Below are 12798 nucleotides of genomic sequence, written 5' to 3' on the forward strand. Positions count from 1 at the left end.
ATTTAAAATAATATTAAATTAAATTTTTTAAAATATAAAATAAAGGTTTTAAAAATGAGAGATTATTCTATTGAAGAGGCAATTGAAATAATTAATTCATGTGATCAATCGTTCATGCCTGATACTAAACATTTTGATGTTAGGAATATTCAACGGATTGGAGATTTTGGCCTAATCTTTGAAACATTCTTACACAATCCATTAATGGGGATTATCAAGCAAGATTACAATAAATTTAGATTATATTTTGAACACAATCAGAGACCTACAAAAGATATATCATTAGTGATAGGTATAAATGATAATAAAGATGTGAAGTTTGTAACTGTTATGGAAACTTATAGAAATCAAAGGGTGAGAAAATGAACAACAAAGTAGTATATGATTATGACAGTCAAGGAGACTCATTATTCATATATTGTGTGGATGATTATGAATATGAAGTTTCACTTGAATTAGACAATGATGTGATTCTGGATATTGATAAAGATGGTAAACCTGTTGCATTTGAATTTCTAAATGCATCTAAAATATTCAATCTGGATAAAAGTCATTTTAATAATTTAACTAAAATTACTATTCAATCAATAATCACTGAAGATGCTATAAATTTAAAAGTCAAATTAGCAGTTCCGGTCCATAATAAAACACAAACTTTTGGAATGAATAGAATCACAACTAATTTAAATGGTATTCCAGCTATTGAATATGAATTGGTTACAACATAACATTATTTATTACTCTTAACAACCTGATTTTATAATTATTTAGAAAATAAATTCTGTATCAGAGTTGCAGTGCTTGAAATCGATAAGTATCGGAACTTTTTTATAAGTTTTATACGAAATGTTCGTATTTTTATAGGTTAATTCAAAGATTATGTGTTCTGAAGAATTGATAATTTAAATCCTCGAAAGCCAATATGTAAATATTTCTGAAATTTTTTCATCAAAACAAATGGTCTTATCTTTGTTTTCAGGTATTGCTTGTGATGAGCTTCTATTTAACCTAATTAATGTGGTGTTTGGATTGTCATATGTCATCTGTTCAAATGGATATCTTATTATCGAAGGTGTGTTAAAGCCAACGCCCAGCTCTAAAAATACAGTGTTTTTGTCTTCATCAACATGTTCCAGATATCTGGAATAATTGTTATACATTTCCATCCATTTCTCATCTTCAACAAATGTATTGTCGACTCTTAGATTCAAAGCCATTTCCTTTCCACAGACCGGGCACTTCGGTATTAAATCAGAGGGGATTCTACAATCGGCAATGTTTTTAATAGCTTTGAAGACAAAATCTCTATTTGAATATAGTTTTTCATGGCATGGTTCGCTGCATTGGAAAAGGCCATAGTCTCCCTGGGTTGCAAAAATCCTATCGTCTTCAAAACCATTTATCCAAAATTGATGTTCTACATTAGTCGTTAGGATGAAATAGTCCTTATTTCTAACCAGTTCCAATAATTGTTCATATAATTCGGTTTTGCCAACGGAGTATCTGTTCATGTAAACATGACGGGACCAGTAGGCCCATTTTTCCTCTGAAGTTTTGAATGGATAAAATCCGGAAGAATACATGTCAGTCAAGCCGTATTTCTCAATGAAATCCTTGAAATTATCTTTAAAACGTTTTCCTGAATATTCAATGCCTGCAGCTGCAGAAAATCCGGCACCTGCACCAACAAGAATATAATCTGCATAATCAATGGCGTCATATGCCTTATCTAATCTTTTAACGAAAGGTTCCATATTTTTCTCCTAAAACAATAAATCCTTATATGTTGTATAGCTGTCATCTGAAAACACGTCAAAAATCACATGCTTTAAACTGGTTTCATTTGAATCCAAATATTCTTTAACAGTATCAATAGCTATTTTGGCTGCCAAATCTCGTGGAAAATTAAACACTCCAGTTGAAATGCCGCAAAATGCCAGTGATTCCAGATTATTTTCACTTGCAATTTCCAAACAAGACCTATAGCAATTCTTTAATGCTTCACAATCGCTTTTTGATGGTTTTGAGCCATAAGGGATTGCAGGACCAACCGTATGGATTACATATTTTGAAGGCAGATTATAAGCATTTGTAATCTTGGCTTTGCCCACTTCTTCGTCGTGTCCCTGCAGTTGCATCATGCTGTTGCATTCGTCTCTGAGTTGCACTCCCGCAGCTGAATGGATCATGTTGTCAATGCAATTGTGAAGGGGAATAAAACAACCCAATAATTTTGAATTTGCAGCATTAACAATCCCGTCAACTTTCAAAGTTACAATATCTCCTTGCCAAAGCAGGATTTTGCCGTTGACATCCTTTATATCCTCTACCGAAGTTAAATCTTTAGCCAATGTTTCAGCAGTTAGGAAATCATCCTGAACTTTTAGAAATTTGTCTGAAATTTTTAAAGGCATTCTTACATTCATTAAAGAACGAAGCAGATCTCGTTTAGCTTTATAGTCTTGTGGAATTTCAATTGCTTCATTTCTCTCATCAATCAAATAATTAATTAGAAAATCAAGTTGTTCTTCTCTATTCATCCAATTCTCCTTAGTTGAATAATATTTTATTGTTAATCAATATCTAATGTGTCTTTAAAAATCTTTATAAATTCTTCAGATTCGGCATCTGTTGCGGAATCATCTTTTTCTAAAGTGAATATGGCCAGTTCATAAAGAATTCTATTTATTCTTCTTCCTTCTTCAGTCAAGGAATATTCTGTTATTTTGGAGTCATCCAGATTGGTTTTTGAGATCAATCCATTTGATTCCAAATCCTTTAAACATTCGGTTAAAACCTTATTGCTCAAATTAGGTTTATCTTCCTTGAATTCTTTGAATCTTTTTTTGCCGAAGAACAAATCCCTGATGATTAGAAGATGCCATTTTCCGCTGATGATTTTTAAGGTTTCGTTTACCGGACAGTAATTGCTTTCGAATTTAGCCATAGTATCACTTTTCCATTTGGATATGAATTTATCTATTGGCGATTATTAATAAAATTTTAGTTACGTAAAAGTAACCAATCACTCTAATCGATTATTAGTAACTTTAAAGTAACAAAAAGCTTATATTAGCTATAAAACCAATTTATAATTAATGCTAAATAAAATAAAGCGATTTAGTATTATAAATAATGGTGTTATAAATGGAAGAAGTAATAAAATTCTTAACTGAAAATCCTCAGCAATATCTCGCAACTACAGGACTTGACGGAAACGCAAAAGTAAGGCCTATACTCTTCTACTTTGCAGAAGATAACAAACCATACTTCTGTACCAGCAACCAAAAGCCAATGTATAAGGAATTGGATGCAAACCCTAACTTTGAAATGACTGCAGCCACTCCGGAATTCCAATGGCTCAGAATTGCCGGTAAAGTCGAATTCATCGATGATTTGGAAATCAAGCAAAAGGTAATTGATGCCAATGATCTTGTAAAGGCATTATATGAATCCGGTGACAATCCGACATTTGAAGTATTTACCATTAAGGAAGGCAAAGCAACTATCGCCGACTTTTCCGGAGAGCCTCCAAAAGTTTTTGAAATTTAAATTCTGTTAACATTTATGTTAACACATTTCTTTTTTTAACATCAACATCACATGTTGATTTTTAAACTTCTTGATATAGGTTTTTTTTAACTCTTATTTTTAATATTCTAACCATTAATGTTAATGATGATTTATTTAATCCAATTCATGGGTTAAAACAATTTTCAAAAAGTTTATAATTAATTAAAATAAATTTTTTAGTAGAGTTTTGTGGTTCAAATCGATAAGGTTGCGAACTATATCATACGTTTTATACGAATTGTTCGTATTTATTTCTAATAATTCTTTTAATTTAGTCTATACCTTGTTTTTTTTCAAATAAATATCCTATTTTGTTAATAGGTTAGTTATTATATATTTTTCATATAATCTATTTTTTTTATTTCTGAAAAATAAATCTGATTTCAGTGTTGTATAGCTAATTTTTTATTAAACATTATATAATAAAATAAATAAAATTTAGATTATATATTAAAAAAGGATGTCAAAATGTCAAAAATGTCTAACATTATAGAATCAGCATTAAAACATAAAGACTATAAAGAACAAGCCAGTGATAAAAATGTGGCACTTGAATCTATGGAAAAGCGTTCTTTTGAGGAAGATGAAATATATGAACTCCCTAAAAGAATATATCACACTAAAGTTAAAAGTAAAGAGCTATTTGGATGTCAAATGGTAATTTTTAATGAAAGCACAACCACTGAAAATCTTATCATATATCTTCATGGAGGGGCTTACATTAGTGAAATAGAAGATTTTCATATAATTTTTTGCGATAAACTTGCTGAAAAAGCTGATGCAACAGTATTTGCCCCAATATACCCGCTTGCACCTAACCACACCTTCGAAGAGACTTATGAGATTGTTGAAAACCTTTATGAATTGCTATTGAAATTCGAAAAACCTATAACAATAATGGGAGATTCAGCCGGCGGAGGATTGTCTGCAGCATTCTGTGAATATTTGGCGACTAAAGAACTTACTCAACCTGAACATTTGATTTTAATATCTCCTTGGGTCGATGTATCGATGTCTGGAGACTATGATGATTATATTAACATTGATCCAATGCTTGGAGTGGATGGCCTGATTGAAATGGGAAAGGCTTGGGCAGGTGATTTGGATACGAAGGATTATAGGATAAGTCCTCTCTTCGGCAATGTGGAAAAACTTCCGCAAACCGCAATATTTGTGGGAACACATGAAATATTTTATCCTGATATTGTAAAATTCTACAATAATCTAAAAGATAATGACATTGATGTTGAATTGAATGTTGGTGAGGAAATGGCTCATGTCTATCCGCTATATCCAATGGTTCCCGAATCAAAAGAGGCATTCAATCACATTGTTGAAATAATAGTGGTGAAATGACACTATTTTTTCACAATATAATGCGGGTTCTTTCCATAGGAACCTTGCCATATTCTTGATGCTAACGTCAATCAAATCAAAAGCTTCTTTCCAATCGTTAATATTATTGATCAGCATTTACATTAACGGATGCCTTTTTGAATATCAAATCTTATTTTGAACTGGGATATATATGCAGGCGTTTGGAAAGTGAGTTTTCAATAGATATTACTGAACGTTAATGTTATTTGACTGTGAACGGTCAGGTTCCGAATAGTTCCCAAATCATTAATGAAAAATTTAAATCTTAAAACAAATAAATTCCTTAAAAGAAATTAATCAATTTTTCCAAAATAGCTATTTGGGTGTTGAAATGGGTGAACTGTCTAAACTGCCAAACATAGGTAAAGTAGTGGAAAAGCAACTAAATGATGTTGGAATAAACACAGTTGATGACTTGATTAACGTCGGCAGTAAGGAAGCATGGTTAAAAATTAAAGAAGTTGATGAAAGCGCATGTCTAAACAGATTGATGGCATTGGAAGGAGCCATACAGAATATTCGTTGGCATAATCTATCCGATGAGGATAAAAAGAATTTAAAGGATTTTTATAATTCGCAAAAACAAATTTTATAGATGACTTTTTGTGGAAATACAGTTCAATTCAAAAGTTAGAGGATTTAATAATGCCTAAGCAAGATGAAAAAGAAACATTAAAAGAATTAAGGGAAATACAGAAAAGTAATGATTGGGAAAGCAATATCGATAATGTCGCAGAAAAACTAGGTGATGAGTATTCCGTTAATGTTAAAGCAAAAGCATTATGGATTCTTGGTGAAATGGGATTGAAATATCCTCAACCAGTGGAATTGCATATTGAACGAATTGCAGAGTATCTGGAAGATGATAATCCAAAACTGCGGGAAAGGTCAATCAACGCATTGGGAAGGATCGGAAGGGCAGACAAAGATTTGGTTATTCCCTATTTGGACAGATTGATGAAAACAAGAAACGATGAAACGGGAAATGTCAGGCTAGCTTTTGTTTGGGCCTGTGAAAACATTGCAACGAACGCTCCCGAGATGTTTTGTGAAAAATTATACATCTTTTATGATATGATTGGGGATTCAAACGAAAAGGTTCGCATAGAAGCGCCTGAAATGTTTAGGGTAGTCGGAAAAAGAAAACCTAAGTGCGTTAAACCTTACTTGGAAAAATTGCAATGGGTTGCGGAAAATGATGAACACAAAGTGGTTCGCATTCATTGTTCGGGCGCAGTCAGAATTACAGAAAATGCATTAGATAAAAGTGAAAATAATTGAATTTCCTAGAATTATTTGCTAATAATATCTTTTATCACTTCGCCGGCGATTATCAGTCCCGCAACAGATGGCACAAATGAAATGCTGCCCTTCACTTTAAACTTTCTGTTCTGATTTATGGCATGCTCATTTGTGTTTATCGGATGTTCTTTGGAATAGACCACTTTCAATTTTTCTATATTTCTTTTTCTAAGGTCCTTTCTTATTACTCTGGCAAGTGGGCATACTGAAGTCTCATAAATGTCAGCTACTTCAAACATGGTTGGATCCAATTTGTTTCCAGCCCCCATTGAAGAGATGACCGGAACATCAATGGCATCACATTTGCATATTATCCCAATCTTGGCCATTAGGGTGTCCACGCAATCGACGGCATATGAGAGGTCTTCTGTAATGATGTTAGTCTTTGAATCATCCATATAAAATTCCTTATGGACTTCAACGTTTGCATCCGGATTGATTTCCAGGATTCTTTCCTTCATCAAATCGACTTTATATTTGCCGATTGTCTTTACTGTTGCAATCAGTTGCCTGTTGATATTGCTTTCATCTACCTTGTCAAAGTCCACCAAAATGAAATTTCCTATTCCGCTTCTGGCAAGTCCTTCGCAAACGAAAGAGCCTACGCCACCAATACCAAAAATGGCAACCTTAGCATCCTTTAATTTTTCTATTCCATCATTTCCAATTAACATTTCTGTTCTTGAAAATTTCTCATCCATATGCGCTCACCAAAAAGTTTAACTTAATTTAATTTATATATATCCAATTGTAACAATAAAAACTTAATCAAATTTTAGAGGATTATATGATAATAGATACGCATTGCCATATCTACAATAGTGAAATGGAAAATGCAGAGGAGATAATAAAGGAAGCTGCAAAAAATGACATATTTGTTATATTGAACGGCACTGATCCTTTAAGCAACAAGGAAATATTGGAATTATCCGGCAGATATGAAAATGCATATGCCGCTTTGGGTTATTTCCATTCTTTTGCAGATGAAATAACAGATGAAGACATTTCTTTATTGGATATGCAGCTCAGCAGTGATAAAGTAGTAGCAGTAGGCGAAATAGGTATTGACTATTACCGCAGAAAAGACAATAAGGATAAGCAAAAGGAGCTCTTTGAAAAGATGCTGAATCTCGCACAAAAGCACGATTTGCCGGTAATAGTGCATTCCAGAAAGGCAATGCAGGATACATTTGACATATTGAAAAGACATGATGTGGTTGGATCAATGCATTGTTATCAGGGTTCGGCCGAAATGGCGCAGGAATTTATTAAACTAGGCTTCTATATAGGTGTAGGCGGCCCGGTTACTCACGCTAACAACAAAAAAATAAGAAAGATGGTAAAAGAAATCGATATTAGGCATATGCTTGTAGAGACGGATTCTCCATATTTAACTCCAGAAGAAAAGAGGGGAGAACAGAATACCTCACTAAACTTAAAGTATATAATCCGAAAAATAGCGGAAGAGTTGGACATGAAAGAAGATGAAGTCATGGAGATAACTACGGAAAATGCAAAAGAGCTATTTGGAATATAAGATTCCATGTTGGAATTTCAGCAGTGAAAGTAGTTAGATATACGAACTATTTTATATATTAAAAACGAACAGTTCGTATTTTTCTTTTTTATTTATTGTAAATTGTTTAACTTTTTTCATAAAATTTATAAATTTGAACAATTTTTAATTAATAGATATATTTATTAACTAAATAATATCAAACATATTTATATATTGGGGGATTATATGAGCGAACAAAAACCAATTCAGATTTTTTCAAACTTGAATGACAATGTTGGTGTTAATGTTGTCAAAAGTCCAGTAAAACTTACAATTCTTGAAATGCTCAGAGACAGGGATATGGAATTTGATGAGATTGTTAGCAATACAGGTAAATCTAAATCAACAGTTTCCGTTCATTTAAAAAGTTTAAGAGAAAAGGGTGTTATTTCATACAGAGTTCATCCATCTGATAACAGAAAAAAAATATTTTATCTTAATTCCAAATATATAGGCTCTGTAAACATAACAGAACCAAAACAAATCGAAGAAACCCAATCTGATTATCTAATCAAACATATTGTTGATGCTGATGCAGAATTTTCAACATTATTGTTCCATACTTTAAAGGCAATGCTTATCCAGGAAGGAATAAATATTGATCCGATTTTACAGTCAACAGGAAATAGCATCGGTAAATCTATTTTTAATAAGCTCTATGATGATGATTTGGATGTCTTTATGGATAACATTGTTGAATTTTGGCAAAGAAAAGGCCTTGGAAGGCTCACTTATAAAATCGGTCAAATTATTAAAATCACAACTTACGATTGCTTTGAATGTGAATTGCTTCCAAAAACAGGAAAACCAGCATGTTATTTGGATACTGGAATCTTTGAAGGATTATTTTCAGAATTCTTTAATTTGCCTGTTAGCGTCATTGAAACACAATGCTACACAATGGGTGATGAAAAGTGTGTGTTTGAGGTAGAACCTCTAAACATCAAATCCTACTAATCATCATTAAATTGTATAATTGTGGTTGTTAAATAAGGTTTTTCAGTTGAAAAGCCTTCAATTACTTTTTCATTTTCCTGGGTACAGTTCTGTACAGAATAAATTTCCTTATTTCTTTCTTTTTGTTCTATTGTATCTTCAAGTTCAGCAGTATTCCTTGATGCTTTCATAAGCACAATAGAGTCACTGTATTCTAAAACTTGTTCTAATCTATCGTCAATTTTAGGAACGATTGTTAAAATTTGATTTTGTTCGACCAAAGCTTTGTTCCTAGTTGCTGCGCATGCAGTAAATGAGGTAATTCCAGGAATTGTTTCGATTTCATAATCGTCAATCAGTCTTTTTTGAACATAAGAATAGGTACTGAATACGGAAGTGTCACCAAGTGTAATGAATGCGACGTCCCTTCCGCTGTCGAGGTATTGTGCTATCATTTCAGAAGCGCTATCCCAAATCTTTTCAAGTTCATCTTTATTTTCAATCATTGGGAAAATAGGTGCAACTATCATTAATCTTTTATAATCGTCTCTTTTTTCAAGTATAGGTTTTACAATTGATAATGCAATGCTATCTTTTTCTTTTGAGGATTTTGGTGAGAATATTACAGGTACGGTTTCCAATACTTTTGCAGCTTTAAGAGTAAGCAATTCAGTATCTCCAGGTCCAACACCAATTCCAAATAATTTTCCTTTTTCAGCCATATAATCACTTTACTTTACAATTTTTCATTTTCAATATTATTTTGCAAATGCTCTTCCTATAATTTATTTATAGTATACTTACCTAATATATTTTTAATGTCAAATTCGTTGTTTTGTCCAAATTGTGGAATGCTTAAAAGTAATTGTACTTGTGGAAAGTACCCAAAAAAGGAATCTAAAGGTCCAACAAACTTGTTTAGTTTTTCTAAACCTCGAAGTTCATCTATTTTAGATGATGCTATTCCTGAAGTTTATTCGGTCGATGACCATAAGCAGGATGAAGGAACTGCAGCATACCTTAAAGAATTGTATCCCCATATTGATGATGACATAATCGAAAATTTCCCGTTTGCCGAACCGAGATTAGGTCAATTGGACATTATTCAAGATATAAATGATGCAATCAAAAAGGGATTTAAATATATTATTCTTGAAGCGGGCACTGGAACAGGCAAATCAGCAATAGCCACAACTCTTGCCAAAATGTATGAATCCGCTTATATCCTGACAATGACAAAACAACTGCAGTCACAATACTCTGATGAATTTGAATTTCCATTGGTTAAAGGAAGAAGCAATTTTGCTTGTTTACATGATAATTTAGAGTCCAGCTGTGATATTGGAGCTTGTAAAACAACACCCACTTCCAGTAAGTTCTTCTGTCCTTACGGTGTTGCTAAAAATCCGACTTTGGATGCGGAATTGGCATTTGAAGACTCATTTGGAGGGATTGTTTTTTATCAATCTGATAGTCATTGCCATTACTGGAATCAGAAAGCAAATGCGATAAATTCCCCAATCACTTTAATGAATTATGATTATGCGATAGTAGAACTTAATTATGTAAAGCATTTTGGTACCCGTTCCTTATTGATATTGGATGAGGCCCATAATATTGAAAATAAGCTAATGGCCACTATGGAAGTTACTCTGTACAATAGGACTCTTGAAAATGACATTAATAAAAGAATTTCACCCGAAACCTTAAAGGACGGGGAACTTGAAGATTGGAAAATGGAAATCGATGCCATTAGAGATGCTTATGAAGACATTGATTTAAAGGATGTCAGTAAAAATAAGGCGGATAGAATTAGATCAACAATTTCAAGACTAAAATCTCTTAAAAATAACCTAGACAAAGAACCTAGAAATTGGGTTATTGACACTGAAGAAACTGGCGTTACATTTAAACCGCTCAGAGTTCATAATTATGCAAAAAGCAATTTGTTGAAATATGGTGACGTTGTCATATTTATGAGTGCGACTATCCTGTCCCATAAGATGTTTTCCCAATGGCTGGGCCTGAACCCTAATGAAGTTTATCATATAAAGGTCGATAGTCCTTTTACAAAAGAAAAAAGACCAATCATTCTTAATTTGGCCGGGAAAATGTCTGCAAACAGAATTAAAAACACTGCTCCAAAGACAATTCCAATTTTGCAAGAGATATTAAAGAAACATGAAGGAGATAAAGGATTAATTCACACTCACAGCTATAAATGCCAACAGTATATTACAAATAACCTATACAATTCAAGGCTTATTTCCCATACCCCTAAAAACAGGGAACAAATATTGAATTTCTTTGAAAAGGATGAAAATCCATTGGTTTTGGTTTCCCCTTCAATGAGTGAGGGTGTTGATTTGCCATACGATAAATGCAGATTCCAGGTAATATATAAAATACCGTTCCCTTATCTTGGCGATAAGCAGGTTAACATGAGAATGAAAAGAGATAAAAAATGGTATGCTTATAAGACCGTCATGACTTTAATGCAAGCATATGGCCGTGGAATGAGAGCAGAAGATGATTCATGTTACACTTACATTATAGACAGTGATATTAACATGCTGTTTAAAAGCCCAATGTACAGATCTTTAATCCCTGATTTTTTCAAAGAAGCAGTTGTGAGACTCAAAGATTAAGCGGACCTGGAGGGATTTGAACCCCCGATCTCAGGATCCGAAGTCCTGCGTCATTCCTGACTAGACTACAGGCCCAAAAAATAAAAAAATATTATTCCTATTCTTCTTTTTTATTTTCAGAATCAATAGAAATAATAGGCATTTCATCGATATCCTCTACTTCAGCGAAAATATCATCAATGGTTTCATAATCAAGCTTTACTTGTTCATATTCCATATCTTCAATCTCTTCAGCAATTAGTCCTTTTTTACTTTCTTCTTTTTCTTTTGCTGGAGGTATGTCATCAATATTTTCGGTGATTGGTATAGTTTTTTTAGAAGTAGCCGGTTTTTTAAGTTTATTTTTTAAATCTCCAATGTCGAATTCTCCAATTTTATAAGAATCCTTATCTAATGGAATATTACTTTTTGGAATAATATTCTCATTTGGAGTTTCCATATTCTTTTTGCTTTTGTCATCATCTAAATCAATAGAGTTGATATTGTCTGTAATTCCCTTGATTGGGTTTTTCAGGTCAAGAATTCTGTACAAACCATAAATCAATAGCAATATTCCTATTGCAAGGACAATAACAAAAATAAAGTTGGTTTCTCCAGAGGCAACATTATCTATTACCCTATCACTACGGGATTTGAAAATGAATATGGATATCAAAACTAATAATACTCCTAATGCTGAGCTTATTATTGCTAAAATAGGGGTTTTACCAATTTTTGCATTTACGAACATATCGAAGTTTTCAGTCATGTCCGCTATGATATCTTCTGCTTCATCAGCTTCGGAATATTCAGTTTTATCTTCGAGGTCTTCTTCTTTTGGAGTTTTAATTATAAACTCTTCATCAATAGGATGGTCTTCTAAATTGATAGCATTTTCTTCTTCATCACCAGGGTGATAAATAAATTCATCATCGATTTCTAATTCATCAATATCTGTTCTGTCTTCGTTAAGATAATCAATCAATTCACTATCTTCTTCTACTTCATCTGAATTTATAGCGTCGTTTTTGACATTATTTATCATGTCTTTTAAATTAGAAATTCTATGCTCTTTTTCTTTAGAATCCTTCATAAAAAACCCTCAGCTATATTCTCTCCAAGAATGTTTGCATGCAGTACAAGTAAAGAAACGTGTAGGTGCCTCATCAGCACTACGAGTTTGTTTTATTTCATAATAAGCCTTATCATTTCCACATTCGGGGCAAACTTCGGTTGTAGTTGGGCGCACATCAATATCTTCGCCTAACATTTTAACAGTCTCTTCATGTTCAGAAATTTTTCCTGAAACTTTGTACTCTTTATTGTCTGATGACTCATCAGAGTAACCGCAACTGTTACATTTCAAAACCCCTTTATTTGGAAGCATCATCGCTCCACATTTAGGACAAAATTCCATTTAACTCT

Annotated in this window: 16 protein-coding genes and 1 tRNA gene; 9 read left to right on the forward strand and 8 right to left on the reverse strand. The window is 32.8% G+C overall.

All coding sequences use genetic code 11. The features are described from left to right. Positions 1–54: 54 nt before the first annotated feature. Together ACJROP_RS10980 and ACJROP_RS10985 are read left to right on the forward strand one after the other, a co-directional pair. On the forward strand, positions 55–366 hold the full coding sequence (locus ACJROP_RS10980) for a hypothetical protein (protein WP_292743019.1): 312 nt from the start codon (positions 55–57) through the stop codon (positions 364–366). Beyond that, complete coding sequence (locus tag ACJROP_RS10985) at positions 363–728, forward strand: DUF2283 domain-containing protein (protein ID WP_406535508.1); 366 nt, start codon at positions 363–365, stop codon at positions 726–728. Before ACJROP_RS10980 ends, ACJROP_RS10985 begins: the two co-directional genes overlap by 4 nt. A gap of 174 nt (positions 729–902) precedes the next feature. Here the strand turns inward: ACJROP_RS10985 and ACJROP_RS10990 are convergent, their stop codons facing one another. The 3 genes from ACJROP_RS10990 to ACJROP_RS11000 are packed head-to-tail and all read right to left on the reverse strand — an operon-like array spanning position 903 to position 2947. Continuing rightward, positions 903–1754: a Sir2 silent information regulator family NAD-dependent deacetylase gene (locus tag ACJROP_RS10990; RefSeq protein ID WP_406535509.1), complete on the reverse strand. Its 852-nt coding sequence runs from the start codon at positions 1752–1754 to the stop codon at positions 903–905. A 9-nt stretch (positions 1755–1763) separates the two neighbouring features. Further along, entirely contained in the window at positions 1764–2540 is a 777-nt protein-coding gene (locus tag ACJROP_RS10995; protein ID WP_406535510.1) for a protein-ADP-ribose hydrolase, read from the reverse strand. A 32-nt stretch (positions 2541–2572) separates the two neighbouring features. Next, positions 2573–2947, reverse strand: coding sequence for a winged helix-turn-helix transcriptional regulator (locus ACJROP_RS11000; RefSeq protein WP_406535511.1), 375 nt, complete (start codon positions 2945–2947; stop codon positions 2573–2575). A 200-nt stretch (positions 2948–3147) separates the two neighbouring features. On the opposite strand from ACJROP_RS11000, the gene ACJROP_RS11005 reads away from it, so the two are divergent. The 4 genes from ACJROP_RS11005 to ACJROP_RS11020 all read left to right on the forward strand — a co-directional run bounded on the left by ACJROP_RS11005 (position 3148) and on the right by ACJROP_RS11020 (position 6231). Next, the gene (locus ACJROP_RS11005) at positions 3148–3552 is read left to right on the forward strand and encodes a pyridoxamine 5'-phosphate oxidase family protein (protein ID WP_405292704.1); all 405 of its coding nucleotides are present in this window, start codon (positions 3148–3150) and stop codon (positions 3550–3552) included. Positions 3553–4041: 489 nt separating this feature from the next. Further along, positions 4042–4929: an alpha/beta hydrolase gene (locus tag ACJROP_RS11010; RefSeq protein WP_406535512.1), complete on the forward strand. Its 888-nt coding sequence runs from the start codon at positions 4042–4044 to the stop codon at positions 4927–4929. Between the two features lie 352 nt (positions 4930–5281). Beyond that, positions 5282–5545 carry a TfoX/Sxy family protein gene (locus ACJROP_RS11015; protein ID WP_406535513.1) on the forward strand — a complete coding sequence of 88 codons (264 nt, stop codon included), beginning with the start codon at positions 5282–5284 and terminating at the stop codon, positions 5543–5545. Positions 5546–5595: 50 nt separating this feature from the next. Then, positions 5596–6231 carry a sister chromatid cohesion protein PDS5 gene (locus ACJROP_RS11020; RefSeq protein ID WP_406535514.1) on the forward strand — a complete coding sequence of 212 codons (636 nt, stop codon included), beginning with the start codon at positions 5596–5598 and terminating at the stop codon, positions 6229–6231. Positions 6232–6242: 11 nt separating this feature from the next. Here ACJROP_RS11020 and ACJROP_RS11025 read toward each other — a convergent pair whose 3' ends face one another. Beyond that, on the reverse strand, positions 6243–6953 hold the full coding sequence (locus ACJROP_RS11025; RefSeq protein ID WP_406535515.1) for a ThiF family adenylyltransferase: 711 nt from the start codon (positions 6951–6953) through the stop codon (positions 6243–6245). 86 nt (positions 6954–7039) lie between these two features. Here ACJROP_RS11025 and ACJROP_RS11030 point away from each other — a divergent pair, with 86 nt between their 5' ends. Both ACJROP_RS11030 and ACJROP_RS11035 read left to right on the forward strand, forming a co-directional pair. Next, entirely contained in the window at positions 7040–7789 is a 750-nt protein-coding gene (locus ACJROP_RS11030; RefSeq protein WP_406535516.1) for a TatD family hydrolase, read from the forward strand. Positions 7790–7996: 207 nt separating this feature from the next. Next, a complete protein-coding gene (locus ACJROP_RS11035) occupies positions 7997–8767 on the forward strand; it encodes a V4R domain-containing protein (protein ID WP_406535517.1) in 771 nt (256 codons plus the stop codon). Here ACJROP_RS11035 and cobI read toward each other — a convergent pair. Continuing rightward, positions 8764–9468 (reverse strand): precorrin-2 C(20)-methyltransferase, encoded by a 705-nt coding sequence (gene cobI, locus ACJROP_RS11040; RefSeq protein WP_406535518.1) that lies wholly within the window; start codon positions 9466–9468, stop codon positions 8764–8766. The two genes, ACJROP_RS11035 and cobI, sit on opposite strands and share 4 nt — an antisense overlap. A gap of 96 nt (positions 9469–9564) precedes the next feature. On the opposite strand from cobI, the gene ACJROP_RS11045 reads away from it, so the two are divergent. Beyond that, positions 9565–11394, forward strand: coding sequence for a helicase C-terminal domain-containing protein (locus ACJROP_RS11045; RefSeq protein WP_406535519.1), 1830 nt, complete (start codon positions 9565–9567; stop codon positions 11392–11394). Position 11395: 1 nt separating this feature from the next. Here the strand turns inward: ACJROP_RS11045 and ACJROP_RS11050 are convergent. The 3 genes from ACJROP_RS11050 to ACJROP_RS11060 form a co-directional block, all read right to left on the reverse strand. Continuing rightward, positions 11396–11469 (reverse strand) — tRNA-Arg (locus tag ACJROP_RS11050). 22 nt (positions 11470–11491) lie between these two features. Beyond that, positions 11492–12466, reverse strand: a complete 975-nt coding sequence (locus tag ACJROP_RS11055) for a topoisomerase IV (protein WP_406535520.1) — start codon at positions 12464–12466, stop codon at positions 11492–11494. Positions 12467–12475: 9 nt separating this feature from the next. Then, entirely contained in the window at positions 12476–12790 is a 315-nt protein-coding gene (locus tag ACJROP_RS11060; RefSeq protein WP_406535521.1) for a transcription factor S, read from the reverse strand. Positions 12791–12798 lie beyond the last annotated feature (8 nt).

Origin of the sequence: Methanobrevibacter sp. (assembly GCF_045220775.1) — an archaeon.
In the GTDB taxonomy this organism is placed as follows: Archaea; Methanobacteriota; Methanobacteria; order Methanobacteriales; family Methanobacteriaceae; genus Methanocatella.

Coding starts and splice junctions, on each gene's coding strand:
- ACJROP_RS10980 (WP_292743019.1), top strand. CDS start 55: ATGAGAGATTATTCTATTGAAGAGGCAATTGAAATAATTAATTCATGT.
- ACJROP_RS10985 (WP_406535508.1), top strand. CDS start 363: ATGAACAACAAAGTAGTATATGATTATGACAGTCAAGGAGACTCATTA.
- ACJROP_RS10990 (WP_406535509.1), bottom strand. CDS start 1,754: ATGGAACCTTTCGTTAAAAGATTAGATAAGGCATATGACGCCATTGAT.
- ACJROP_RS10995 (WP_406535510.1), bottom strand. CDS start 2,540: ATGAATAGAGAAGAACAACTTGATTTTCTAATTAATTATTTGATTGAT.
- ACJROP_RS11000 (WP_406535511.1), bottom strand. CDS start 2,947: ATGGCTAAATTCGAAAGCAATTACTGTCCGGTAAACGAAACCTTAAAA.
- ACJROP_RS11005 (WP_405292704.1), top strand. CDS start 3,148: ATGGAAGAAGTAATAAAATTCTTAACTGAAAATCCTCAGCAATATCTC.
- ACJROP_RS11010 (WP_406535512.1), top strand. CDS start 4,042: ATGTCAAAAATGTCTAACATTATAGAATCAGCATTAAAACATAAAGAC.
- ACJROP_RS11015 (WP_406535513.1), top strand. CDS start 5,282: ATGGGTGAACTGTCTAAACTGCCAAACATAGGTAAAGTAGTGGAAAAG.
- ACJROP_RS11020 (WP_406535514.1), top strand. CDS start 5,596: ATGCCTAAGCAAGATGAAAAAGAAACATTAAAAGAATTAAGGGAAATA.
- ACJROP_RS11025 (WP_406535515.1), bottom strand. CDS start 6,953: ATGGATGAGAAATTTTCAAGAACAGAAATGTTAATTGGAAATGATGGA.
- ACJROP_RS11030 (WP_406535516.1), top strand. CDS start 7,040: ATGATAATAGATACGCATTGCCATATCTACAATAGTGAAATGGAAAAT.
- ACJROP_RS11035 (WP_406535517.1), top strand. CDS start 7,997: ATGAGCGAACAAAAACCAATTCAGATTTTTTCAAACTTGAATGACAAT.
- cobI (WP_406535518.1), bottom strand. CDS start 9,468: ATGGCTGAAAAAGGAAAATTATTTGGAATTGGTGTTGGACCTGGAGAT.
- ACJROP_RS11045 (WP_406535519.1), top strand. CDS start 9,565: ATGTCAAATTCGTTGTTTTGTCCAAATTGTGGAATGCTTAAAAGTAAT.
- ACJROP_RS11055 (WP_406535520.1), bottom strand. CDS start 12,466: ATGAAGGATTCTAAAGAAAAAGAGCATAGAATTTCTAATTTAAAAGAC.
- ACJROP_RS11060 (WP_406535521.1), bottom strand. CDS start 12,790: ATGGAATTTTGTCCTAAATGTGGAGCGATGATGCTTCCAAATAAAGGG.